Raw genomic sequence first — 22,690 nt, 5'->3', positions numbered from 1 at the left:
ACCCCTCCTGACTGACCTTGGCAGTTAATTCTTCCGGTATGCCGGGTTCCATTTTAACAAGCGCTGTTCACAAACCTTTGCAATGAAGTCGGACAGCTTTCCTAAAATCGCATAAAGTACAATCGTTAACACCACAATATCCATTTGCATAAACTCACGGGCTGTGGTTGCCAAATAGCCGATCCCTGCATCAGCACCTATCGTCTCCGCAACAATTAACGAAATCCATGTCACCCCAAGCGCATAGCGGATTCCGACCAAAATATTTGGCATCGCACCAGGTAAAATAATATTCGTGAACAGCTGCCATTTCGACATGCCGTACACTTTCCCCATCTCAATTAATTTATAATCCACATTCTTAATACCGTTAAACGTATTGATATAAATTGGAAACATTACGCCAACCGCAACAAGAAATATTTTGGCACTCTCTCCAATTCCAAACCATAAAATAACGAGCGGAATAAGTGCTAAATGTGGAATCGTCCGTATCATTTGTATCGATGTATCAATTAATTTTTCTAAAAATAGAACGGTTCCATTAAAGAGCCCAAGCAGAAAACCAATGGTACCGCCAATAAAGAATCCAATAATAGCCCGCTCCGTACTTATATACACATGCTTCTGCAGCTCCCCCGTCTGGAATAAATTTTTCCCGGCCTCGACAACTTCAAGCGGAGTCGGCAGCATAGTAGACTTAATCAAACCACGGTCGCCAAGCACCTGCCATAAAAGCACCACAACAATTGGTAATAACCACGGAAATAACTGGTTATTATACCACTTATTCTTTTTCACTCGTTCTGCCCCTTTCGTATGTATGAATTTTTTGATAAGTTTTTGTATCTCATCCCCGCATTCTGTTTCAATCAGATCAACGAAAATATGTAAACAGATTGACTGCATTTGGTAAAAGCCAAAAAGAAGACTCGTAACTTCATGATGATATATATCTATTTCAAAGCTTTAAATACCCTTAATTCATTGAATAACGCTTTAATTATAACCTTTCTTCTAGGAATTGTAAACATTCAATTTTATGTCATTTCAGCTTGTACAACTGTATCATATTATAAATGAATTAACATGATAAATTTATATAACAGGGTTTTTGCAATGAATAAAGGGAGTGTGTTCTGTTCATTTTGAAGCAAAATAAATGGTACGTTTTCTATATATTTAGCTAGTAAAAGTACACACTTCTAATTTATTGAGGAAGATTTCTCTAAAATTTACTTCATAAAAAATAACCTCTGACTACCAGAGGTTAAAGTATTTCGTTAAATAGAATAGTAGAAAGATTATTTATCCAGCAGCTTTCCTTCACTGATTAACGTGTTAAGCAAACCTGTAAATCGCATTCTTTACTTTAATTTGCTCCTGCCGATTTCCTCCCGAAATGGTAACGATAAAAGGTTTCTCACCTCTTTTTTTCAACGTATCAGAAACTATCCCTTCACCTTCAGGCTCATAAAACAAAATGTCTCCGCCTGGCAGCTTTAAACGATGTCCTGTTGCAGATAACCCTTCATCAAAGAACGATTCTCCCTGCTCCAATCCCAAATAAGTCTCCCACTTTTCGATAACAGCTTTTGCATCCTTTACAGCAAAGCCAACAGATTCTAAGGAAAGATTTCCTTTTTGATGAGCAGCAATCGTTCCTTGCTTTTTCAGGGTTTCCCTGCGCTCTTCATCGGTTTCTTCCCATTCAATAAAGAATGGCAAGGATAGCTTTTCTTCTGGATTTCCCGCAAATAACAACTTCCAATGTATCATGCTGCCGTCTGGTCTTTTTCTTCCTAAAGGAACTGGACCAATAACCTCCAGTCCAAGTGATTTAAAACGCTTTGCTTCCTCCTCCAGATTACGAGACCTTAATGCAATTCTGGATAAACCTGAAGCATAATCGTCTTTTTGAAAGGTATCTCTCAGACTATATTTTTCAGCAGGCTGGTCAGCTAACTGCTTATCAAACACGCCAATCAGTTCGATATAACTTAAATCAAAATGGCTAAGCGCATTATAAGTACCGCCATTATCATGCTTTCCTCCATCTACAGCATGGAGACCAAGCTTCTTTAACGCTTCTTTTGCTTCTTCCGGACTGTCAACAAAATGAACGAGATGGTCAAACTGAAAATGCATTTGTGTTCTCTCCTTTTTACATTTCATTTTATAGGAAATAACTAATGAATTAAATTATTATTCAGAAAAAAATTGAGGTTCTTCGTTATTTACAATTTCATCTGCTTGATTTACTATACTTCAGCGTGATTCCCCATCGCAATAGACAATCTATTCCATGTATTAATTTGAATAATTACCATTACAAGCTCCACATATTCCTTTTCATCAAAATATTCCCTTACCTTCTCATACAACGCATCACTGACTCCATTTTCTGAAACTAGCGTCATATTCTCTGCCAGTTCAAATGCAGCCCGATCCATCTCCGTAAATATTTCTTCCGTTTTCCAATGCTTCAGTGCATCTATCTGTTTGTCGGATACGTTTAGCTTTTTCGCTGCTTTGGTATGCATATTCAGACAATAAGAGCACCCATTAATCTGTGAAACTCTAATCTTAATAAGCTCTTTCAGCTTCCTGTCAATCGAAGTTTTCCGTACATATTTTTCAGATTCCATAATGGGTGTCATTGCATTTGGAGCAACTTTAAAATAGTTTATTCGATTATCCATTTTCATCATTCCTGCCGCTTTCACAATCCCTCTGTTGACCAGCTTTGCCATATCCATTCTCCTTTTTGTAAATGTTATAAAATCCACGTACCTTCTTATTTCCCATCAAATAAGTGCAACATTTGTTGCAATGTTAAGGGTATCGTATACTAGCAGTAATAAAGAATCAATACAATTTAAGTAAGTCCTACAAAACCCCATTATATGTAGGATGTACAGAGAGGAGTGGAACAAGATGTCTGATACAAGCAATAATCCTTCTGCCATCAGGTCTCAAGAATGGCTGACAGACGCGCTTTTATCTCTTTTGGAAGAAAAATCCTTCTATAAAATCACCATTAAAGAGATTGCTGAACAAGCCGTTTTAGACCGAAGTACCTTCTACCGGCATTTTGATTCGAAAAATGCTGTTCTGGAACGATACCTCCATCAGCTGGCACAAGAATACCTGCGAAGGCTGGATGCAGGAGAAATTATGGACATGGGGAAAGTGGCAAGCATTTTCATTACTTTTTGGATGGAAAATATAGACTTTATTCGTATCATTCGAAAAAATGATTTAGATAGTTTACTATTAAAGACTTTTAATAAACACCTGCCTTCTATCCATAGGCTCACTGAAAACAAATTTAGCTATATCATCAGTGAAGAAAATATGGAATTTGCTTTAGCTTTCAATGCAGGCGGAATGTGGAATATCCTGATGAAGTGGGTTGATAGTGATTTTCAGCATACGTATGACGATTTGATAAAAGCTTTTGAGGAAATAACCCGGTTTAACTATGCTAGGCAGGATATGGAAACAAAAGAAAAGTGAGCCGAACTTTTTAGGAGGGCTCACTTTTTTACTACAGTATAAGGAAGAACCAGCTTCTTTGATGGTGGATTACTTCAATTTATTGGCTGGGTTATTCTTGGGACATTAATGACTGTCTTCACACTAGGAATTTGTTATCTTTGGTCAATTACAATGATTTATGGGTGGAGAATAAATCATACAGTTGTTGATGGCAAACGAATGCATTTTTCAGGTTCAGCTGTCGGTCTTTTTGGCAACTGGATCAAATGGTGGGTTTTAACGATTATCACATTAGGTATCTATGGATTCTGGGTGTTTATTAAACTGGAAGATTGGAAAGCACGTCATACTCATTTTATTAATTGATTTTTATACTGCAAACATGTTGGTTTTTTTAAATAGAAACTCCTCTCATTACAAATTTGTAATGTAGAGGAGTTTTGTTGAAGCAGTAAAGAATACTTTTTTCGCTTTTACCTTCAAGCTCTAGTTTACTTCCTTTTCATCTAATTTCTTTTCAATGGCAGCAATTTTACTGTCAAAAGTACTTTTATAGTAAGCATTGTTTACTTTGTACTCCAGGTTTTCGATATATTGCTCCATCTCTCCAAACTTGGAGAAAGGTTTTTCTGATGATTCATCCACGACCCGATTGATTTGGCGGTTCGCTTTGGCTATATTTTCGCGGCCCATCAATTCCATACGGCGCAGGTGCATATCCTTCAGACGATGCTTCATTTCTTCGTATTTCTGCTCCAGATTTTCCAGCTGCGTGATTGCCTCTTCTCTGGACGCTTTCATGCGATCAGCACGATTTTGATATTCTTCATGTTCTTTTAAAGCAAATTCATGCATTTCCTCTTCTTGCGCACGATCGGCAATTTGTGCTTGTTTTAAGCGCTTATCTGCAAGTTCTTGTGCTTTTATATACTCACGTGCAAACTCTTCTTTCAATTTATACTGACGGTCAATCAGCTTTCTTACTTTTTCTTTTTCCTGCTCACTTTGGCGTAAATAATGGTTTAGTGCTGCAATCGGATTTTTTTGTTCCTTTTTGTCCATCATCGTGTGTAAATCTGCTGAAATAGAATCCTTCATTCGCGTAAAAATATTTGTTGACATAGTCAATCTCTCCTTTAAATTTTTTTATTTATTTAACTCTGCCCACTGTTTTTCAAAATTCGTAAATGGATCATCATCTTCTTTTATTTCGTGGACAACAGAGTCTTCCGGTGTGTTCCAATTTTTATAGATAAGGTAAAGTGCATAAGCCGCTGCAACGCCTAAAACAGCATAAATGTTAGAGAATGTGATGCTTAATACGATTAACCCTAAAATCACCCATCCTATTTTTGCGGCAACTGAATCTGTTTTAATAAATTTTTTAAAGCATACATAAAGTAAGCCTACACTTAACACCAGCAATACCATCGGTCCTAAATTTGCAAGAAGGACAAGCACTGCAATGAGTCCTCCGATAAACAACATGAATTTTTTCATTTTGTTTTTCCCCTTTCGTTATCTTATCTTTATCTTATCGGTTCTAACGAGTTTTCGTAATGAGCCTGAGAAATATCTTTATCTACGCCTTAAGGTCTATTTGCATCTAATCCATGGTTAAGGGAGTATTCAAAAGAGACAATAATGAAGGTGGTCAGCAGCTTACAGTATCCTCGAACTGGGAAGATTTATGTGTCGTAAAGATAAAATTGGACAGACAGTGACTTTAAATAAGCTTATAGCAGTGTTGTTAAAAACTTTTTTTGGAAGTGATGTTCAAATTAAAGTTTATGGAAACAACGTACTTTTTCTTTTATACGCGCTTTTACTTCTACACTCCCCTCATAAAAAAACAACTAACACATCAACTACCTTTTTATATAAGATAGTTGACAATTATCTTTCATTCAACTATAGTGTATTATAAGATAGTTAAGGAGGTACGACATGTCAGTATCTGATCAGATGATGAAGGGATTATTAGACGGTGCAATACTAGGACTGATTTCACAAGGAGAAACGTATGGATATGAAATCCTTGAGAAATTAAAAGAACGAGATTTTCCGGAAATCAGTGACGGAAGTATCTATCCTGTCCTTCTTCGCTTAAGCAAAAAAGGGTATGTTCAAACCGAACTTAAAAAATCCGATACGGGCGGACCGAAACGAAAATACTACACCATTACAGATAAAGGATTAGAAGAATTAGCTGTATTTCGTAATAAATGGTCTTATTTGAATAAGGGGATGAATAATTTGATGAGGAGTGTGGAGGATGCTAAGTAAAGAAGCGGAGAAATTCTTATTGAATTTGCGTCTGGAATTAATGAGCCGGGGAAAAAAGGATAAAGATATTCAAGAAATAGAAGAAGAATTGCGAGATCATTTAAAAGAAGCAGAAGCACATGGACAAAGTGTCGAAAGCATTACCGGAGGATCTGTCAAAGATTATATCCGTTCCATTTCCGAAGAACTGCCGCGGGATAAAGGCTTTATAAAATACAGTATTTTATTGCTTATCTATTTGCTGGGGGTATTTATCATTCCCGATTTAATTAGCGGGGATTTCGAGTTAAATACCAGTGTCATCCTTTATAACCTTGCAGTGCTGGCTATCGGAACAGTTGGTACAATTATTATTGTAAAAAAAATCGTTCGAAAATACGGGGATAGTAAAAAAACCTATATTAGCTATGGAATTTTCTTTTCCCTTTTCACAGCATCTATGGTCGGCGCACAGTTTATTATCCGAAACTACCCGGGATTCGTTATCGCAGAAAGTAATCAAACTGTAAACCTTATTATCGGGGCTATTCTCTTAAGCATATTCATTATCGTTCCGCTTATTATGAAACAAGGCTTTTTGGCTCTGTTTATATTCTTAATCTGCTTGCCCGAGATCATTGCTAAAATAGCAACCGGCGGCAGCAGCCCAGAGAGCGAATCTTATGTATGGATCTCTGCCATTGTATTTTTTGTTATCGCTATTACTGCGATAGGAATTTTAATATACACATCGAAAAAAGAGGATAAAAAGACCTCTAATTAATAATTTTATAACGAAGCAGCCCGTATAATACAGAAAACGTGCTGCTTTTTACGTTTATTTTTTTCATTTCTCCAATCGTTTCTCCATCTGCTCCCCAATTTCCTCAGAATCAGAATCCCCTTCCTTCTTCAAATGATCAATAATACGCTGATAATCTGTTTCGTTCCGATTCTGACTTAATTTATACGCAGCCTGCACCTCTGTCACTTTTATCTCAAAACCCACAATGGCTTTCAACTGCGCATCCAATAGCTTCGGCGTGTAACCCTCCACTGAAAAAGAAGGATCCCGATGGTTTTCATATGTATCCGATAACGTTTTTAACGACTCTCGAAGTTCATCTTCTTCCATTATCCGCGGCGTTCCATACATATGGACAGCCTGATAATTCCATGTCGGAACATTCTCATGGGAATACCATGTCGATGAAACATAAGCGTGAGGCCCTTGAAATATTACTAATGCATTATCAACGCTTTCAAATGTTTTCCATTGCGGGTTGGCATATGCCAGGTGTCCAATAATTCGATAATCACCATTCGCCCTGCTTACAGTTACTGGCAGATGTGTTGCAACCGGTATATTATTTTCTGTTGTCACCAGTGTTGCAAAAGAATGCTGTTTGACAAATTCCCATATTTCTTTCGTATCTGTTACTTTAAAACGCTTCGGTACATACATTGTCTGCCTCCTTTAAGCGTATACTTTCAGTGTTTTCGTCATGATATAATCCGTCTGTTCATCGCTTCCCATAAAAAAGGAATGTGACCCCGTCTGTACAAAACCATTCTTTTCATAAAAAAGAAGCGCCTGTTTATTATATTCCCAAACTCCCAGCCATACTTTTTTCTTCTTTTTGTCCTTCGCTATTTCAATTGCTTTATCCATCAAATAGTTGCCTAATCCCTTTCGCTGGAACCCGCTTCGAATATAAATCCGTTCTATCTCCAGGGTACCCTCTCCAACCTCTTCTGATTGCGCATCATCGGTATTCACTTTCATATATCCAGCAAGCTGGTCATTATAAAAGATGAAAAAGAATGTTGAATTACTCTGTGACATTTCCTTTTGAAGCTTCTCCAATGTATATGCATTTTCTAAATACGCTTGCATATTCTCCGGTGTATTCTGTTCTTGAAAGGTTTCCGTAAATGTTTCGATACTGATTTCTTGGAGCGCCTGCAAATCATCCTGACTGCAAACTTTTATTTTGATAGTCATCTTTCTATCTTCCCTTCGTCCCATTTAATACGCACGCTTATTCCCCTTCTTCACAAATTCCCAGTCTACTTCCATGTTTTTTCGAACCTTTTCGAGTAAATAAACAAGGTTTGCTGCTTCTTCCTCTGTCAGCCCTTCTAAGGCAACTTGATTAGAGTAATCATTTTCTTTTTTGATCATTGGATAAATACTTTCTCCCTTTTCTGTAGGGAACAGTTTTTTTATCTTTCTATTATTCGCATCCGGCTTCTTGTGAATAAAACCATTTGTCTCCAATTTTTTGATGGCGCGGGCTGCTGTTGTCCGGTCCACTTTAATCATTTCAGCGAGCTTTTCTTGAATAATACCCGGATTTTCACAAATACGGACCAGATATAAATATTGACCTTTGGTAAGATTATATTCTTTAAACTCAATGTTGCTGATAGAATCGAGCGCTCTCGCAATCATTCCAATTTCACGCAGGATTTCAGCCATGCTTTCACCCCCGGCGATTTCTGTTATACACAAATTTTAATTTATTTTTGTTGTATATACAACAAAAAAACAGCGAGATTTAAGCTGTTCGTTGAGTCCGGATACTTATTACTCCATATTCCCTTCCCTGCCCACTCCTACAGTTAAAGCTACAGACTTTTTCTTTCAGAAAATCGATAATAGAATTGGCAAGTATTTCTAAAGGGGGAGGGTTTTGTTTAAAAAACAGGTAATGACTGTCAGCTTCTCACAGTCATTACCTGTTTTTTAAATTTCTATTTCACTGGACCATCTGTTACTTTAGTCAGTGTCTCATTGATTCCGAACACTTTTGCCCGTACATTCTCCAGCCCAAATTGTGCCAATCGTTTTGTATGCATATCTAAATATTTCTCAGCAGCTTCTTTTGTTTCAAAAACATAAACGCCGCCAGCTTCTTTTGCATCCGGATTTTCTGTCCATATTTTCCATTGGAAGCCTTCCTCTTCGCGAATGCTCATTGCTAAATCATGGAATGCAGTTGCCATCTCTTCACCAAAAGATCCTTCCATCGTAAAATCGATTTGTAAAATATATGACATTCTTACGCACCTCTCTTATTTTTTAAGGGTATAATAATTTTCTCCAAGAAGATTATGAACCTGATAATCTTCCGCTTCCAGTTCTTTCTCAGCAAAGCTGCGGACTTGGCTGTGCTCCAGGTCATATAGTACTTCCACTTCTTTAGAGAATAAAAGGTTCTCCTGTTTTAATAACTTTGCAAATGCAGGAGTCTGTTTCGGCTGCAGTCTGTCTTCTGGAAGCACCTGCTGCAGACCTCTGACATAGTCATCAAATGCACGGGCACCGACTATTTTAATTCCTTGTCCTTCCTGATTCACCATAATAATCGTCGGGAATCCTCTGACACCAAGATTGTCTTTCAGGTTGAAGTCTTCCTCCAGCAATTGATGGTCCCAGAGCGGAATTAGCCTGCTGAACAATTTTTTCTCCATCCAGACCCAATCCTTCTATCAGTTCAACAAGTATTTTAGAATCGGAGATGTTCTGGTTAAAAGCAAATAATGCTTCTCTTGCATGTCTCAAAAACGTATACGCCAGATTGTCATTGTATTCTTTTTGAATTACTTTAAAAACGCGGGACGGCGGATAAGATGAGGTAATATAGTCATCCGCCATTAATGACCCATCAATCGGCATTCTTGAATGCTGCCCAACCTCTTTCCAATGCGCTACGACGTCAGCTGGCCCTGATATGCCATTAGCCGGGTCAACTGGCGTATCACTCCATTTTTCCAAAAGTCCGCCCATCACAGTATGAAACTTAAAATACGATCCAAATTGCAGCTGAAAACGCCGTAATACCGGCTCGAGCGCCCAGCAATGAGAACAAATCGGATCTGTCACATAATAGATATCAATCTCTTTCTTGGGCTGGTTGAATTGAACTGCCTCCATTTCTTCCCCGTCAGCTTCTCCACACAGACCTGTTTCCACATCACATACCATATTTTTTGACTCATTCTTCAATCTCCTTATTCTAAATTACTTTAAATAGCAGCTATTCCATACTAATTTCTTTTGTTTAGATGATTCTTATTCTATTATAGGATACAAGCAATAACATAAAAACCAATAAACTTCTCGATTTATCGTATATACAACATATTTTGAAAACTGTTGAAAAACAGGAGGGGATACAAGTGGCTGAAGAAAAAACAGATTTAAGAATATTACGGACGCGAAGACTTATTATGGATGCATTTATTGCCCTTTCCGAGAAGAAAGAGTTCAATGATATCCGCATCACCGATATTACTGAAGCAGCGATGGTCAATCGCGCTACTTTCTACTATCACTATGAAGATAAATATGATTTATTAGAAAAAGTGTTATCTGAAGTCCTGCTTTTTAATGTAGACACGAAAGCAATCCATCAAATGACATGGGGGGACCATGCTGCTACCCAGTTATTTATTGCGGTGGCAAACTTTCAAACCACTTTATCATCTCGCTGTCACCAAGGGTATGAGGAAACAATTGCGCGTATTATTAGAGAACATTTGGCAGTTATCATCTATCCGCTGCTGCAAAAAGAGAATCCCGCTAAAAAAGAAGACATCCTTCGTAAAATGGCAGCCATCCTAAGCTGGACCATTTACGGAGCTTCTGTGGAATGGAAAAAAAGTACCTTGTCTCCTGAAGCATTCATTCAACCGCTGCTTCCTTTTATTCTGCATAAACTGGAATGAGGACACAGGTGAAATGAGGTAAAATGAAGAGAATTAGGAAGGAATGAACTAAAATGCATAAACAAAAAATGATTTCTGGTTTACTTATTTCATTAGGCGGCCTCATATCCGCTATCCAGTTCTTTTTTATCTATTCCAGTTTAGACAGTTATGCGTTTTCCGGTATAGATACGATTTTTCCATTCTTCCCAATCATTGAATTGACTTTCGGATTCCTTGATCTCGTAAGCGGTATCTTCCATACAGGGTATATGATATATACATTCATTATTATGTGTGCAGCTATTATTGTCTTTTTCCTCGGGATTATCATGTCAGTCAAACCGCATATATCCGTAGCTGTCATTGCCATGATTTTTTCTCTGTTTCTTGGAAGCATTATCCCTTTATTGCTTACTTTATCTGGGGGATGCTTAGGATTATATGCCATTTTAAATGAAACGCAACAAGTCTCGAAGGACGATGAATCTAGAGCATAAATAACACCTGTTAACCGTCATTGAACCTGCCCATATGAAGTGAAGAGAGTAGATATAAAAGAAGAACCAATTTATAAAGGTTCTTCTTTTATAAAGCGTCTGCAAACAAGAGATACATATAACACTATCCTTTGTTGTTATCTTTTTAATAAAACATACTTGGTTTATATAAAATTCACGCTGTCATTTGCAAACAATAAGTTATTTTTTTAAAGAAGACAAGAAAACATCTTGCGCCGCCTTCACCCCGGCGCCGCTCTCGAATGAATACGAGAAGTCCTGCAAGCCCGCTTCAATCAAGGACACTGCTTGTAATATATCGCTTGGGAAGCAATACCCCATATGTCCAAATCGAAAAACTTTACCCTGAAGACGGCCAAGACCGCCTGCAAAATCAAGATGATACTTTTTCTTTAAATGTACTAAAAAGTCGGAAAGTTCCACTCCTTTTGGAGCGCAGATCGTTGTTAATGTTGGGGATGCATGCTCATCACTTGTTAACAAGTCAATAGAGAGCGCTCTCATGGCTTCCCGGACCATATTCTTCATGAGTTCATGACGTTCTACAGTTTTTGAAAATCCGCCCTCTTCCTCTATTAAATCGCAAACAGCAGATAATCCCATAATCAATGAAATCGCAGGTGTATTTGGGGTCATTGATTTTTCTGCCCATTCTCGGTAACTTAACAGGTTTAAATAATATACCGTCGTATCATTAGCTTCTATAACCTTCCATGCCCTTTCACTTACAGCCACAAAAGCAAGTCCCGGCGGAAGCATGATTGCTTTTTGCGAGCCTGTCACTAAAATGTCGATTCCCCATTGGTCCATTTCTGCCGGAGCGCCTCCAATACAGCTTACCCCATCCACAATAAATAGCGCATCTGAGTGCTCGTGTACTGCTTCTGCTAATTGCTTGACCGGGTTTAAAATCCCTGTAGACGTTTCATTATAAGTAACAAAAACCGCCTTGATTCCGGATAAGGGTTTTAAAAAGTTTGTGAGCTCTTCTTTCGTACACGCTTCGCCCCAGTTTTTTTCAAGCTTATGAACATGCAGACCATGCTTCTCGCAAATTGAAACAAAATAATCCCCAAAAGCTCCTATCGTGACAACAACTACTTCATCACCAGCGGAAGCAGTATTGGCCACAGCAGCTTCTAAAGCTGCCGTACCGCCTGAAGGAAGCAGCATAATATCCTGTTTCGTTCCGAATAAGGTTTTCACACGTTCCGTTGTTTCCCGATATAGCCTGGTAAACTCCTCGGAACGATGGCTGATCATATTTTGTCCCATTGCCATTTCCACTTTTTTAGGTATTGGTGTAGGCCCGGGATGTCTAAGTATATTGGAATACATAACTTTTCTCCTCTCTACTCTTTCATTCTAATTTCGCATATTTAAGTAAATTCTCAATTATATGAATCTATATTAGAAATAGTATCATTGTTCCTTTATAAAGTATAGTTTACGCTTTCCATTTAATAATAAAAACTTTCTAGTTTAACTTTCATATCTTTTCCATTTTGAGAAGCAGCGGAAGGTTTACAGGCATTTTGGTATAGAAAAGAATCATTATCTAAAATAATTATTTACTCCAAGAAAATGATGTATGTAGATAATTGTCCATATTAAAACGCAGAGAGACATTGACAACAAAAATACTCTCTGTGTTTTAATATGGACTTTTTATTTAACCTCTGTTTCCTTCACTACAGCTCCCAGCGAGCCTTCAAAATGTCCCAGCGCCCAATCATGCCCTGCCTGGTTAAAGGAAGCAACCGCATCTTTATACACAATAATGCGAAAACCCTTATTATAAGCATCTACTGCGGTATGCAGCACACAAATATCGGTACATACACCAACCAGATGTACTTCTTCAATATTTCTTTCCCGTAATTTTATTTCTAAATCTGTGCCGGCAAAGGCAGAATATCTTGTTTTATCCAGATAATATACGTTTTCTTTATCCCGATTTGCTTCATATGTTTCCTGCAGCTGTCCATATAGGTCCCTTCCGCTTGTCCCACGGATATTATGGGGCGGAAACAGCTTCTGTTCTGGATGATAAGCATCGTCTTTATCATGCACATCTACTGCAAAGACGGTATAATCGCCTTCCTTGATAAATCGCTCCGTTATAGCAACCATCCTATTTTCCAAATCCTGACCGGGTTTCCCGCATGTTAATGCGCCGTCATCTGCCACAAAATCTACCGTATAATCAATATTTATCAATGCTTTTTTCATGAATTATTCCTCATTTCTTAAATGTTATGAAGCTGGTAATGATAATTAATGAATGCTATTTTATCTCTCCATCAGTTACTTTTCCCAATCCTCCAGTACACCCCAAGCAATATCCGGTTCTCCATTCAACGATTTCATCGTGCCTACATATACTTTATTTGTTGATTTGCCAATTTCCATATAGTGTTTCATCATTTCTTTCGTAGTGGCAGTGACTGCTTGATGAGCAATATCCTGCGCATTCACCCAAGATAACTCTCCTTCATCACTTTCAAGTAGATTAGAATGGACTGATACGCTTCCAAAATAGACATATTGGATTCTAATTTCACTGTTATTTCTCATTCTGTGTACAACATAGCGAAGTCTCAGATTGTTTAACTGCTTCTCTGTTAATCCTGTTTCTTCTTTAATCTCTCTTATACATGCATGATATGGTATATTTATTTCCCCCGTTTCCATATGTCCGCCAATCGGAACTTTCCTCCCGGGGAGAAAGGGGCTATTTGATTTTTTCTGAATAAACAAAACTTCCTGCTTATCATTAAAAAGAAAAGCGACCGCCATTTGCCGAAGCTTCATTATATTTCCTCCCGCCATTTTAATTTGATAAAGCTTCTATACAAATAATAACCGCCCTTTTTAAATCATCATGGCTCCAGCTGGGGATTTTTCCATGCTCGATTGCAAGCTCATGGGAGGCAGGAAGATGAATAAAACCAGCAGCTAGATGGCGGTTATTTGTCTTCGCATAATGCAAAGCTTGATACATTACATGATTACAAAGATAGGTTCCCGCTGTGTTCGAGATTTCAGCAGGAAGACCTTGAGCTTGTAATTGTTCAACCATCCTGCTTATCGGCAATGTAGAGAAAAATCCGTCTGCTCCATCCTCTTGTATCACTTCATTTTCCGGCTTGTAACCTTGATTATCCCTGGGTCCGTCATTCACATTAATGGCAATGCGTTCTGGATTAACCTTGAACCTGCCGCCGGCAAACCCAAGCAAAATAATAGCATCAGGTTTCGTCTCCTCTATTAATTGGAGGAGCTGCTTCCCAGCCTTACGAAAATCTACAGATAACACATGGGAGATAACCGTGTAATCACCCATCACTGCCCCGTTTAATTCTCCTGCAATTTTCTTCGTTGGATTCACAGAAAAATCGAGAAAGGGTTCAAACCCAGTTAACAACAGCTTTTTTGTCATCTACTGCACCTGCCTTGTTTAAAAATATATATTTGATTTCAGTATAGCATACGATATGTGATTTCTAATTGAATGTAATCACTAAACCCACCTCATCATAACCGTCCCGATATACAGACGCTGCCTCTTCCAACAATGCAGTAAACCATGATTTCAACTGCGATTCATCCACCTGTTGAAACCATAAAATGCTTTATCTTGACAATTAACGATATATCGCTTATTATTACATTGCGATATATCGTTAACTTTAAAGTAAAAAATAATAACAGGAGGAATATATTATGTTTCAACGAGAAGAACATCCCTTTTTCCAAAAGCAGGCTCATTTTAATCATCATCCTTTTGCTGGAGACAACACATTTCATAAGGATTTCTTAAAACGGAATAAATTTGGAATGGGGAATGAACATTTTGAAAGACGAGGCGGCCCTCATTTCTTTGCAGGACATGACGCTAGAGGCGGAGGCCGTGGCGGCGAACGTTTTTTCAAACGCGGAGATATTAAAATTGTTTTGTTGAAGATATTACAAAAACAGCCAAGACATGGCTATGACATTATCAAGGTGCTGGAAGAAAAATTTAAGGGTTTTTATTCACCCAGCCCCGGTTCGGTTTATCCAACCCTGCAAATGCTGGAAGATCAGGATTTTGTAGAAGCCGTTAAAGAGGGCAGGAAAAAGGTATATCACATTACCGAGGAAGGCAATGCCTATTTAGACCAACATCAGAAGGAGGATCCGTTTGTTTCACGGATGAATCAATTTGAAAATGTAGATATTGAGGAAATGCAGCACTTACGATCTGAGATGCAACAGCTATTCCATGATTTCTTTAAGACAGGTCGCCAGGTTATGGACAATCCCGAAAAGAAAAAACAGCTGCAGGAGCTGCTTGAAAAAACACGGGAAGAGCTTTTAGAAATTGCCGGCGATGAGAAAACAACGGATGATGAATAATCTAAAACTTCATTCCATGGGTGCAAAAAAACATGGAATGAAGTTTTACTTTATCATTTATTTAATCTATCTGCTGCAACAGCCAAGCTGAATACCTGTATAGATACAAAGATATTAGCTGCCATTGCTAGAATATACATACATCATTTCCGAAACCGATACCCCACGCCCCAAATCGTTTCAATAAACTGCGGCAAGGACGGATTCTCCTCTATCTTCTCCCGGATTTTCCGGATATGAACCGTCACGGTCGTATTATCTCCGACAGCATCATATCCCCAAATTTGTTCAAATAAATGCTCTTTCGTGAAAACGATATTCGGATGAGATGCTAGAAAATACAATAAGTCATACTCTTTTGCAGTAAATATTTTCTCTTCATTATCCAAAAAAACCCGTCGTGAATCAGGATCCATCATCAAGTTCCTAATATGAATTTCATTTAATTTCTTATCACGTTTGGTTAAGCGGTCGTATCTTGCCATATGTGCTTTCACTCTTGCGATCAGTTCATTCGGATTAAACGGCTTTACAATATAATCATCCGCTCCTCTGCCAAAGCCGCGGATTTTATCAATATCTTCTTTCCTGGCCGTCACCATCAATATAGGCACATCCAATGTCGCCCGCAGCTTTTTACATAAATCAAAACCATCGATACCCGGCAGCATGAGATCTAATAAAATAAGGCTGTAAGAATTCGCTGCTGCAAGTTTCAACCCCTCTTCTCCAGTTGCAGCAATATCACTTTCAATTCCATTTATTTCTAAGTAGTCTCTTTCTAATTCTGCAATATCCTTCTCATCTTCAATAATCAATACACGTTGCATTTACTTCATCCTTTTCAATGTGAAATAGATACTCGTTCCTTGCCCACGCCGGCTCTCTGCCCAAATCTCTCCCCCATGCGCTTGAATGATTTTCGCAGCAATCGATAATCCCAGACCGCTTCCGCCGGTTGCAGAGTTCCTCGAAGCATCTGTCCGGTAAAAGCTTTCGAAAATATAAGGAATATCCTCCTCCCTTATCCCGCTACCATTATCTCTCATTTCTACAAAGATTCTACCTGTATCAGACGTCAAATTCACTTGAATTTCCTTCTGCTTTTTATCGATATATTTTAAGCTATTTTGAATAATATTCATCACAACTCTTCGTAATTTTTCCCGGTCTGCTTCCACTATATAGTCTTTCTTAGGATCAGCTGCTAAAATCGCTTTTCCATGCTCCTTTTCCAAATTAAAGGCCAGTTCCTCCATAAAATCCGCATAAAAGGCATATAAATCTACTTTTTCAAATTGAAAGGCTTCCTTTTTTAAATCAAGTTTGGAGTATAGAAATAATTCATCAATCATTCCGTCCATATCATTGGCTGTTCTATAAATCGTATCCATATACCTGTCCAGCTTCTCCGGCGTGTTCGCTACCCCGTCTTGAATCCCTTTCACATAGCCTTTGATGGAGGTCAGCGGCGTTTTTAAATCATGAGAGATACTGGCAATCAGCTCCTGCCGGTTCGCTTCATACCGCTTTTGCTCTCTATCCGCTTCTTTCAATTTAAGGCGCATGGTCTCAAATGTATTCGCAAGCTCGCCTAACTCATCTTTTTTATCCGACTGAACGCTGTATTCCAAATCGCCTTCACTGATTTTCTTAGCTGCAGTCGATAATTTAGAAATAGGGTTGATAATACTCCTGGACATAAAATAAGTCAATAAACCATTAGTCAGGATTAAAATAAGAGCAATCGCAATAAATCGAAATTGAACAAAAACCTTTAAATCATCCCCTTGCGGATTGCCATTAAAAACAACAAATAGGAGGTATCCGAGAACAATTTCTGCTATCAACAATAAAGCACCCGGGATAAGAATCATCGCTATATTAGATAAAATCAGCCGCTTTCTGATAGACAATGGAAACACCTTCTTTCCCTTCCATTATAATAAAATCCAGACAGCCATGCTGTAAAAAGCAGAAACAGCTGTCCCTTCTTTTATCCTTGACGAAATGTCTAGAATCTATAAAAGGACGCTTTTCCTTCGTTCGGAAAAACGTGTTTTCCAAGCAACTATCACTTTTTATATGGTATTGCTGCTGCAATGACACCCAGTACAAATCCCCAAACAATATTGGTAATAAAAACACTGACGAATGCAATTGGATTTGTCAATGGCCCCTGTAATCCGCCGTCAAGAACAGGCGACAGGATACCGCTGAGGATAATTGCAAAAGCTGCGTAGCTGATTCCTGCTAAAACAAGCACTGGAATTGGATTAGATACCCTTTTCTTTATGACAATAAGAATCCAGGCTATGGAGATTAGGATTGTCATCACAATACTTCCTACCGCTTCACTGCCAAAGATATGGATTAATCCGGTTATTTTCATCAATGGTCTAATAAGTGCTAACACACCTAACCCTAAAATAAGTGTTCTAGTTTGTTGCTTTGCTTGGTTAGTTGTCATTTACAGTCATTTCCTTTCCAAATATATTTTTCGGCTTGCTTTCATGCTCCCCGTTTAGTTGTTCCTTACATCATCCGATAGGATAGATAGTACATCCCATCTATTATCAATTTCTAAAGCATTTATTAAATTTTTCTTAAACTGCAGGGAAGCGTCTAGTTAATGAAAGAAATGAAAATCGATAAACGCAAAAATCCCGCTTTCCTTTATTGGAAAACGGGATTTTCATGTATTATGAAGCAATGCTAATGAAATTATGCCGGGTGATGCTGGACAAATATTTCAAATGTAGATATTTCCGAACCAAGAATCGGGTTGTCTTCTTTTTCTTGTTTATCCTGTGATTCATGGGCTTTTCTTGTTTCTCTGCTTTCTCTCCAAACTTCAAAAGAAGCGTGATCTTCCCATGTTGTGCAGACCTGCAGTTCATCATATTCCTCTGCGTTCTCTTTTATCAGTACCTCCATGAATACAAATCCATTAAAGGTATGCACCGATTTAGCCTTGCTGAATAACGCTGCGACCTCATTTACTTTTCCTTTTTTGACGCGTAATGTATTTACAACTTTAACCATCGTTCACAGCCTCCTTTGATTTGGATAATCATCCTTATATCTATTCTAATACCGTCCCTGCTTGTTTTCCACCCATTTCCGCATGCTGAAGGAGCGGGATGCCATGTGGATCTCTTGCATGAAGCGCACTTTGCTGACTTTCAACAAAATCATGAACAATAGCTAAACTCCCATTCCCTGATCAAAAGCTTATATTCAATACAAATCGCGAAATTATTCGAGCCAAATTATTGTGCAGGGATTTTCTATGCAAACTGCGTCTAAAAAAATCACATCAAAGGATATTTCCGGGGAAATAATGTCGAAAAAAGTCACATGTATCAGTTTAATGGATTGTAAGACTCCAAATGCAATGGATATACCGCATCATTCTGCCATATTGAAAATAAAAAGAAATATGTCATTTCCCACACCACAATAGAACAAAGTATGGCGATTTATGGAAGTAACAGCTGCGAGATGATATAAAACCCCCTCCTTTAAAACGGAAACCTAACATAAAACACCTCTCATCACGCAACCTGACAAGGTTAAAGCTATTTTGTGAAACTTTTCACAAATATGTAACAGGTTTTTTTATCACAAATACGCCGAAAAATGCTATGCTTAAATCAGAAAAAACAAAGGGGTGATAAAAATGATTCTAAATGAATGGAAAGAGTTTAACACGGATGCTGAATCGTACTCACAAGAAATCTTTGAACAGCATATCGGCGACACTTTTGAAGCGATGTGTCTGGAAGAAGGTCATGATATACCAAATTATATTTGGACGAAGCATTATACCGTAGTTATCAAACCGAATACATGTCTCATTAAAGATATAGCTTTTGTCAAAGTCCCCCGTCACCCGTCAACAATGTAGTTTTATTTTTTTGGAATATCATGCTCAATGTTTCACAAACTAATATAAAGGAGCTTTTAACATGATTACAAAAGAGCAGATGAAACAGGAAGTAACCGTTGAGGAAAGTATTGATAAGCTGGTCCAGAACGCGCAGACAGCATTAACCGAAATGCGGCAGTTAAATCAGGAGCAAATCGATAACATTGTAAAGGAAATGGCGCTTGCAGGATTAGATCAGCACATGGAGCTCGCAAAATTAGCTGTCGAGGAAACCGGCCGCGGCGTCTATGAGGATAAGATCATCAAAAATATCTTCGCCACCGAATATGTCTATCATAATATCAAGTATGATAAAACGATTGGTGTCATCAGCGAAGATGAGAAGGAAGGCATGATTGAAATAGCTGAACCAATTGGTGTGATAGCCGGTGTAACGCCTGTAACGAACCCGACTTCTACCACCTTATTTAAATCTATTATATCTATTAAAACAGGAAACCCGATCATCTTTGCCTTTCATCCATCTGCCCAAAAATGCAGCTCGGAAGCGGCAAGAGTCGTCCATGAAGCAGCTGTCAAAGCTGGTGCGCCAAGAAATTGTATTCAGTGGATTGAAAAGCCGTCTATTAAAGCAACGCAGGCACTCATGAAGCATAACGGCGTCGCAACCATTCTGGCAACTGGCGGACCGGGAATGGTGAAATCGGCATACAGCTCCGGAAAACCGGCATTAGGCGTAGGGGCCGGAAATGTTCCCTGCTATATCGAAAAGTCAGTCAATGTGAAACGTGCAGTTAATGATGTCATTCTATCTAAATCCTTTGATAACGGCATGATTTGTGCCTCTGAACAAGCAATCATCGTCGATAAAGAAATCTATGAGCAGGTAAAACAGGAAATGATAGATAACAACGTATATTTCTTAAACAAAGAGGAAAAAGCAAAGGTAGAAAAGCTGGTCATTAATGCGGACACCTGTGCCGTGAACTCTGTTATTGTTGGGATGAAAGCATCGAAAATTGCTGAGATGGCTGGTATTCAAGTTCCTCAGGATACGAAAATACTTGTTGCTGAATTAACCGGTGTGGGAGCCGAGCATCCGCTTTCCCGCGAGAAGCTGAGCCCCGTCTTAGCTGCTTATAAAGTAAACGGCACCGAAGAAGGGCTGCAGCGCGCGGAGGAAATGCTGGAATTTGGAGGTTTGGGACATTCTGCCGTACTTCATTCAGATAATCAAGAGATACAGGATGCTTTCGGTAAAAGGATGAAAGCAGGACGAATCATCTTAAATGCCCCATCTTCTCACGGAGCGATTGGCGATATCTATAATGCTTATATGCCATCACTGACACTTGGCTGCGGCTCATACGGCGGCAACTCTGTTTCCTCCAATGTAGGGGCAATGCATTTAATGAACATTAAAAAAATGGCGAGAAGGAATGTAAATATGCAATGGTTCAAGGTACCTCCTAAAATCTATTTCGAAAAAAATGCGGTTCAATATCTGGCGAAAATGCCAAATATATCTAAAGCTTTTATCGTTACCGATCCGATGATGGTGGAATTAGGCTATGTTGACAAGGTGCTCTATTATCTGCGCAGACGCCCGGATTATGTTCACTGTGAAATCTTCTCTGATGTAGAAGCAGACCCATCAAAGGATACCGTCATGCGCGGCGCAGCAGCAATCGATGCCTTTCACCCAGATGTCATTATTGCACTTGGAGGCGGGTCAGCAATGGATGCAGCTAAAGGAATGTGGCTGTTCCATGAACATCCAGACACAGAATTTAATGGCTTAAAACAAAAGTTTATGGATATTCGTAAGCGTGTCTATCAATATCCGAAGCTGGGTCAGCAGGCACAGTTTGTCGCGATTCCGACTACATCCGGAACAGGCTCTGAGGTGACTTCCTTCTCAGTAATTACCGATAAAGAGACCAATACAAAATATCCATTAGCAGATTATGAATTAACACCGGATGTAGCGATTATTGACCCGCAATTTGTCATGACGGTGCCAAAAACGGTTACAGCAGATACCGGAATGGACGTATTGACCCATGCGATTGAAGCTTATGTTTCAAATATGGCTAATGACTATACGGACGGACTGGCAATCAAAGCGATTCAGCTGGTGTTTGAATACCTGCCTCAAGCGTACCATGATGGCAGTAACGCTTTAGCAAGAGAAAAAATGCATAATGCTTCTACGATAGCCGGTATGGCATTCGCCAATGCGTTCTTAGGAATCAACCACAGCCTGGCCCATAAATTAGGAGCCCAATTCCATATTGCACATGGCCGCGCCAATGCTATTCTCTTGCCGCACGTGATTCGATATAATGCCAAGAAACCGACAAAATTCGTTTCATTCCCTAAATATGAGCATTTTATCGCTGACAAACGCTATGCAGAGATTGCACGTGTATTAGGGCTGCCAGCAGCAACAACAGAACAGGGAGTAGAAAGTCTTGTGCAGGCCATCTACCAATTAGCAGAAGAATTAAATATTCCGATGAGCATCGCGGAAAATGGTGTCGATGCCAAAGAATTTGAAGCGCAGGCAGATGACCTTGCCGACCGTGCCTTCGAGGATCAATGTACCACAGCGAATCCTAAATTGCCGCTTGTAACGGAATTGGCTGAGGTTTACCGCCAGGCGTATAAGGGATAGTTCATAGCAACAGATAAAGCATAAGAACGGTATAGCGAATAGAGCTATGCCGTTTTTTGTATGTTATAACATCTAAAAGTATGTTATATTATTAGATAATGATTTTCTAAATAAAACAGAAGAATTTATAAAGGAGGAAGGCGATGAAGGAAATCACAGAGTATATCAGTAAAAACCTGCAAACCATCCGCAAAGAACGGGGCTTAAGTTTAGATAAAACGGCAAAACTCACTGAAGTAAGTAAAGCCATGCTTGCACAAATCGAGCGCGGAGACTCTACCCCAACAGTAACCACACTCTGGAAAATTGCCAATGGTCTGAAAGTATCCTTTTCATCTCTGATCAGTCAACAGACAAATCCGATTAGAGTGGTTAAAAAACAAGACAGATATTTGGTTACCGAAGCAGAAAACCATTATAGAGTCCATGCAGCTGTACCTTTTTCCCCGGAAAAGCAATTTGAAGTTTTTATGGTTGAGCTGGACCCTGAAAATGAACATAAATCATCTCCTCACAATCCAGGTGTGGAAGAGCACGTATTTGTACAAGAGGGTCAATTAGAAATGGATATTGACGGTACTGTCGAAAAAATTGAAGAAGGAGAAGCAATTATTTTTGACGGGAATCAAAACCATATCTACAGAAATATCGGTGACAAGATACTTCACCTTCTTGTTTTAATCTATTATGCAAAATAAATAGTTTCCATTGTTTGAAAGC

At 38.8% G+C, this 22,690-nt stretch carries 27 protein-coding genes and 1 pseudogene; 10 read left to right on the top strand and 18 right to left on the bottom strand.

The window, feature by feature from the left end; all coding sequences use genetic code 11:
- Positions 1-24: 24 nt before the first annotated feature.
- The 3 genes from MKY45_RS01150 to MKY45_RS01140 all read right to left on the bottom strand — a co-directional run bounded on the left by MKY45_RS01150 (position 25) and on the right by MKY45_RS01140 (position 2,702).
- The gene (locus MKY45_RS01150) at positions 25-801 is read right to left on the bottom strand and encodes an ABC transporter permease subunit (protein WP_246529012.1); all 777 of its coding nucleotides are present in this window, start codon (positions 799-801) and stop codon (positions 25-27) included.
- Positions 802-1,341: 540 nt separating this feature from the next.
- Complete coding sequence (locus MKY45_RS01145; RefSeq protein WP_193064216.1) at positions 1,342-2,148, bottom strand: VOC family protein; 807 nt, start codon at positions 2,146-2,148, stop codon at positions 1,342-1,344.
- 113 nt (positions 2,149-2,261) lie between these two features.
- Positions 2,262-2,702 (bottom strand): carboxymuconolactone decarboxylase family protein, encoded by a 441-nt coding sequence (locus MKY45_RS01140; protein WP_042535870.1) that lies wholly within the window; start codon positions 2,700-2,702, stop codon positions 2,262-2,264.
- 235 nt (positions 2,703-2,937) lie between these two features.
- Between MKY45_RS01140 and MKY45_RS01135 the strand changes: the two genes are divergently transcribed.
- Complete coding sequence (locus MKY45_RS01135; protein ID WP_052484941.1) at positions 2,938-3,519, top strand: TetR/AcrR family transcriptional regulator; 582 nt, start codon at positions 2,938-2,940, stop codon at positions 3,517-3,519.
- Between the two features lie 81 nt (positions 3,520-3,600).
- Positions 3,601-3,867 carry a membrane protein gene (locus MKY45_RS01130; RefSeq protein ID WP_042530920.1) on the top strand — a complete coding sequence of 89 codons (267 nt, stop codon included), beginning with the start codon at positions 3,601-3,603 and terminating at the stop codon, positions 3,865-3,867.
- A 120-nt stretch (positions 3,868-3,987) separates the two neighbouring features.
- On the opposite strand, the gene MKY45_RS01125 is transcribed toward MKY45_RS01130, so the two are convergent.
- Both MKY45_RS01125 and MKY45_RS01120 read right to left on the bottom strand, forming a co-directional pair.
- Positions 3,988-4,623 carry a PspA/IM30 family protein gene (locus MKY45_RS01125; protein ID WP_193064215.1) on the bottom strand — a complete coding sequence of 212 codons (636 nt, stop codon included), beginning with the start codon at positions 4,621-4,623 and terminating at the stop codon, positions 3,988-3,990.
- Between the two features lie 24 nt (positions 4,624-4,647).
- Positions 4,648-5,001 (bottom strand): lmo0954 family membrane protein, encoded by a 354-nt coding sequence (locus MKY45_RS01120; protein ID WP_042530916.1) that lies wholly within the window; start codon positions 4,999-5,001, stop codon positions 4,648-4,650.
- 447 nt (positions 5,002-5,448) lie between these two features.
- On the opposite strand from MKY45_RS01120, the gene MKY45_RS01115 reads away from it, so the two are divergent.
- Positions 5,449-5,787, top strand: coding sequence for a PadR family transcriptional regulator (locus MKY45_RS01115; RefSeq protein ID WP_042530912.1), 339 nt, complete (start codon positions 5,449-5,451; stop codon positions 5,785-5,787).
- The gene (locus MKY45_RS01110; protein ID WP_193064214.1) at positions 5,777-6,550 is read left to right on the top strand and encodes a hypothetical protein; all 774 of its coding nucleotides are present in this window, start codon (positions 5,777-5,779) and stop codon (positions 6,548-6,550) included. Before MKY45_RS01115 ends, MKY45_RS01110 begins: the two co-directional genes overlap by 11 nt.
- Positions 6,551-6,613: 63 nt before the next feature.
- Here MKY45_RS01110 and MKY45_RS01105 read toward each other — a convergent pair whose 3' ends face one another.
- The 5 genes and pseudogenes from MKY45_RS01105 to MKY45_RS01085 form a co-directional block, all read right to left on the bottom strand.
- Positions 6,614-7,231 carry an FMN-binding negative transcriptional regulator gene (locus tag MKY45_RS01105; RefSeq protein WP_193064213.1) on the bottom strand — a complete coding sequence of 206 codons (618 nt, stop codon included), beginning with the start codon at positions 7,229-7,231 and terminating at the stop codon, positions 6,614-6,616.
- 12 nt (positions 7,232-7,243) lie between these two features.
- On the bottom strand, positions 7,244-7,771 hold the full coding sequence (locus MKY45_RS01100; RefSeq protein ID WP_193064212.1) for a GNAT family N-acetyltransferase: 528 nt from the start codon (positions 7,769-7,771) through the stop codon (positions 7,244-7,246).
- A 24-nt stretch (positions 7,772-7,795) separates the two neighbouring features.
- Positions 7,796-8,248: a MarR family winged helix-turn-helix transcriptional regulator gene (locus MKY45_RS01095; RefSeq protein ID WP_193064211.1), complete on the bottom strand. Its 453-nt coding sequence runs from the start codon at positions 8,246-8,248 to the stop codon at positions 7,796-7,798.
- 275 nt (positions 8,249-8,523) lie between these two features.
- Positions 8,524-8,829, bottom strand: a complete 306-nt coding sequence (locus MKY45_RS01090) for a monooxygenase (RefSeq protein WP_193064210.1) — start codon at positions 8,827-8,829, stop codon at positions 8,524-8,526.
- A 15-nt stretch (positions 8,830-8,844) separates the two neighbouring features.
- Positions 8,845-9,778 (bottom strand): annotated as a pseudogene (locus MKY45_RS01085) (DsbA family protein).
- 173 nt (positions 9,779-9,951) lie between these two features.
- On the opposite strand from MKY45_RS01085, the gene MKY45_RS01080 reads away from it, so the two are divergent.
- Both MKY45_RS01080 and MKY45_RS01075 read left to right on the top strand, forming a co-directional pair.
- The gene (locus MKY45_RS01080; RefSeq protein WP_193064209.1) at positions 9,952-10,500 is read left to right on the top strand and encodes a TetR/AcrR family transcriptional regulator; all 549 of its coding nucleotides are present in this window, start codon (positions 9,952-9,954) and stop codon (positions 10,498-10,500) included.
- Between the two features lie 53 nt (positions 10,501-10,553).
- Positions 10,554-10,979 (top strand): hypothetical protein, encoded by a 426-nt coding sequence (locus MKY45_RS01075; protein ID WP_193064208.1) that lies wholly within the window; start codon positions 10,554-10,556, stop codon positions 10,977-10,979.
- A 201-nt stretch (positions 10,980-11,180) separates the two neighbouring features.
- On the opposite strand, the gene MKY45_RS01070 is transcribed toward MKY45_RS01075, so the two are convergent.
- From MKY45_RS01070 to MKY45_RS01055, 4 genes are all read right to left on the bottom strand, one after another.
- Positions 11,181-12,338, bottom strand: a complete 1,158-nt coding sequence (locus MKY45_RS01070) for a pyridoxal-phosphate-dependent aminotransferase family protein (RefSeq protein WP_341172396.1) — start codon at positions 12,336-12,338, stop codon at positions 11,181-11,183.
- A 330-nt stretch (positions 12,339-12,668) separates the two neighbouring features.
- Positions 12,669-13,232 (bottom strand): cysteine hydrolase family protein, encoded by a 564-nt coding sequence (locus tag MKY45_RS01065; RefSeq protein WP_341172395.1) that lies wholly within the window; start codon positions 13,230-13,232, stop codon positions 12,669-12,671.
- Positions 13,233-13,307: 75 nt separating this feature from the next.
- Entirely contained in the window at positions 13,308-13,814 is a 507-nt protein-coding gene (locus MKY45_RS01060) for an NUDIX domain-containing protein (protein WP_332094530.1), read from the bottom strand.
- 19 nt (positions 13,815-13,833) lie between these two features.
- On the bottom strand, positions 13,834-14,442 hold the full coding sequence (locus MKY45_RS01055; RefSeq protein WP_341172394.1) for a pyroglutamyl-peptidase I: 609 nt from the start codon (positions 14,440-14,442) through the stop codon (positions 13,834-13,836).
- Between the two features lie 284 nt (positions 14,443-14,726).
- On the opposite strand from MKY45_RS01055, the gene MKY45_RS01050 reads away from it, so the two are divergent.
- A complete protein-coding gene (locus MKY45_RS01050) occupies positions 14,727-15,401 on the top strand; it encodes a PadR family transcriptional regulator (protein ID WP_341172393.1) in 675 nt (224 codons plus the stop codon).
- A 143-nt stretch (positions 15,402-15,544) separates the two neighbouring features.
- On the opposite strand, the gene MKY45_RS01045 is transcribed toward MKY45_RS01050, so the two are convergent.
- The 4 genes from MKY45_RS01045 to MKY45_RS01030 form a co-directional block, all read right to left on the bottom strand.
- Positions 15,545-16,231, bottom strand: a complete 687-nt coding sequence (locus MKY45_RS01045; protein ID WP_341172392.1) for a response regulator transcription factor — start codon at positions 16,229-16,231, stop codon at positions 15,545-15,547.
- Complete coding sequence (locus MKY45_RS01040; RefSeq protein ID WP_341172391.1) at positions 16,232-17,326, bottom strand: sensor histidine kinase; 1,095 nt, start codon at positions 17,324-17,326, stop codon at positions 16,232-16,234.
- 149 nt (positions 17,327-17,475) lie between these two features.
- On the bottom strand, positions 17,476-17,871 hold the full coding sequence (locus MKY45_RS01035) for a hypothetical protein (RefSeq protein ID WP_256705492.1): 396 nt from the start codon (positions 17,869-17,871) through the stop codon (positions 17,476-17,478).
- Positions 17,872-18,125: 254 nt separating this feature from the next.
- Positions 18,126-18,446 (bottom strand): antibiotic biosynthesis monooxygenase, encoded by a 321-nt coding sequence (locus MKY45_RS01030; RefSeq protein ID WP_341172390.1) that lies wholly within the window; start codon positions 18,444-18,446, stop codon positions 18,126-18,128.
- Positions 18,447-19,083: 637 nt separating this feature from the next.
- Here MKY45_RS01030 and MKY45_RS01025 point away from each other — a divergent pair.
- The 3 genes from MKY45_RS01025 (at position 19,084) to MKY45_RS01015 (ending at position 22,668) form a co-directional block, all read left to right on the top strand.
- A complete protein-coding gene (locus MKY45_RS01025) occupies positions 19,084-19,311 on the top strand; it encodes a hypothetical protein (protein ID WP_042530880.1) in 228 nt (75 codons plus the stop codon).
- 61 nt (positions 19,312-19,372) lie between these two features.
- Positions 19,373-21,970, top strand: coding sequence for a bifunctional acetaldehyde-CoA/alcohol dehydrogenase (adhE, locus tag MKY45_RS01020; protein ID WP_256705491.1), 2,598 nt, complete (start codon positions 19,373-19,375; stop codon positions 21,968-21,970).
- Between the two features lie 143 nt (positions 21,971-22,113).
- Positions 22,114-22,668, top strand: a complete 555-nt coding sequence (locus MKY45_RS01015; protein WP_256705490.1) for a helix-turn-helix domain-containing protein — start codon at positions 22,114-22,116, stop codon at positions 22,666-22,668.
- The last annotated feature ends 22 nt before the right edge of the window (positions 22,669-22,690 follow it).

Origin of the sequence: Oceanobacillus sp. FSL K6-0251, from assembly GCF_038004725.1 — a bacterium.
Lineage (GTDB): Bacteria > Bacillota > Bacilli > Bacillales > Amphibacillaceae > Oceanobacillus > Oceanobacillus oncorhynchi.
This window is presented reverse-complemented; position numbering and strand designations above follow the sequence as displayed.

Excerpts from the sequence above, each read along its gene's own strand:
- MKY45_RS01145 (WP_193064216.1), bottom strand. The coding sequence starts at position 2,148 with ATGCATTTTCAGTTTGACCATCTCGTTCATTTTGTTGACAGTCCGGAA.
- MKY45_RS01140 (WP_042535870.1), bottom strand. The coding sequence starts at position 2,702 with ATGGATAATCGAATAAACTATTTTAAAGTTGCTCCAAATGCAATGACA.
- MKY45_RS01135 (WP_052484941.1), top strand. The coding sequence starts at position 2,938 with ATGTCTGATACAAGCAATAATCCTTCTGCCATCAGGTCTCAAGAATGG.
- MKY45_RS01125 (WP_193064215.1), bottom strand. The coding sequence starts at position 4,623 with ATGTCAACAAATATTTTTACGCGAATGAAGGATTCTATTTCAGCAGAT.
- MKY45_RS01120 (WP_042530916.1), bottom strand. The coding sequence starts at position 5,001 with ATGAAAAAATTCATGTTGTTTATCGGAGGACTCATTGCAGTGCTTGTC.
- MKY45_RS01115 (WP_042530912.1), top strand. The coding sequence starts at position 5,449 with ATGTCAGTATCTGATCAGATGATGAAGGGATTATTAGACGGTGCAATA.
- MKY45_RS01110 (WP_193064214.1), top strand. The coding sequence starts at position 5,777 with ATGCTAAGTAAAGAAGCGGAGAAATTCTTATTGAATTTGCGTCTGGAA.
- MKY45_RS01105 (WP_193064213.1), bottom strand. The coding sequence starts at position 7,231 with ATGTATGTACCGAAGCGTTTTAAAGTAACAGATACGAAAGAAATATGG.
- MKY45_RS01100 (WP_193064212.1), bottom strand. The coding sequence starts at position 7,771 with ATGACTATCAAAATAAAAGTTTGCAGTCAGGATGATTTGCAGGCGCTC.
- MKY45_RS01095 (WP_193064211.1), bottom strand. The coding sequence starts at position 8,248 with ATGGCTGAAATCCTGCGTGAAATTGGAATGATTGCGAGAGCGCTCGAT.
- MKY45_RS01090 (WP_193064210.1), bottom strand. The coding sequence starts at position 8,829 with ATGTCATATATTTTACAAATCGATTTTACGATGGAAGGATCTTTTGGT.
- MKY45_RS01075 (WP_193064208.1), top strand. The coding sequence starts at position 10,554 with ATGCATAAACAAAAAATGATTTCTGGTTTACTTATTTCATTAGGCGGC.
- MKY45_RS01070 (WP_341172396.1), bottom strand. The coding sequence starts at position 12,338 with ATGTATTCCAATATACTTAGACATCCCGGGCCTACACCAATACCTAAA.
- MKY45_RS01065 (WP_341172395.1), bottom strand. The coding sequence starts at position 13,232 with ATGAAAAAAGCATTGATAAATATTGATTATACGGTAGATTTTGTGGCA.
- MKY45_RS01060 (WP_332094530.1), bottom strand. The coding sequence starts at position 13,814 with ATGAAGCTTCGGCAAATGGCGGTCGCTTTTCTTTTTAATGATAAGCAG.
- MKY45_RS01055 (WP_341172394.1), bottom strand. The coding sequence starts at position 14,442 with ATGACAAAAAAGCTGTTGTTAACTGGGTTTGAACCCTTTCTCGATTTT.
- MKY45_RS01050 (WP_341172393.1), top strand. The coding sequence starts at position 14,727 with ATGTTTCAACGAGAAGAACATCCCTTTTTCCAAAAGCAGGCTCATTTT.
- MKY45_RS01045 (WP_341172392.1), bottom strand. The coding sequence starts at position 16,231 with ATGCAACGTGTATTGATTATTGAAGATGAGAAGGATATTGCAGAATTA.
- MKY45_RS01035 (WP_256705492.1), bottom strand. The coding sequence starts at position 17,871 with ATGACAACTAACCAAGCAAAGCAACAAACTAGAACACTTATTTTAGGG.
- MKY45_RS01030 (WP_341172390.1), bottom strand. The coding sequence starts at position 18,446 with ATGGTTAAAGTTGTAAATACATTACGCGTCAAAAAAGGAAAAGTAAAT.
- MKY45_RS01025 (WP_042530880.1), top strand. The coding sequence starts at position 19,084 with ATGATTCTAAATGAATGGAAAGAGTTTAACACGGATGCTGAATCGTAC.
- adhE (WP_256705491.1), top strand. The coding sequence starts at position 19,373 with ATGATTACAAAAGAGCAGATGAAACAGGAAGTAACCGTTGAGGAAAGT.
- MKY45_RS01015 (WP_256705490.1), top strand. The coding sequence starts at position 22,114 with ATGAAGGAAATCACAGAGTATATCAGTAAAAACCTGCAAACCATCCGC.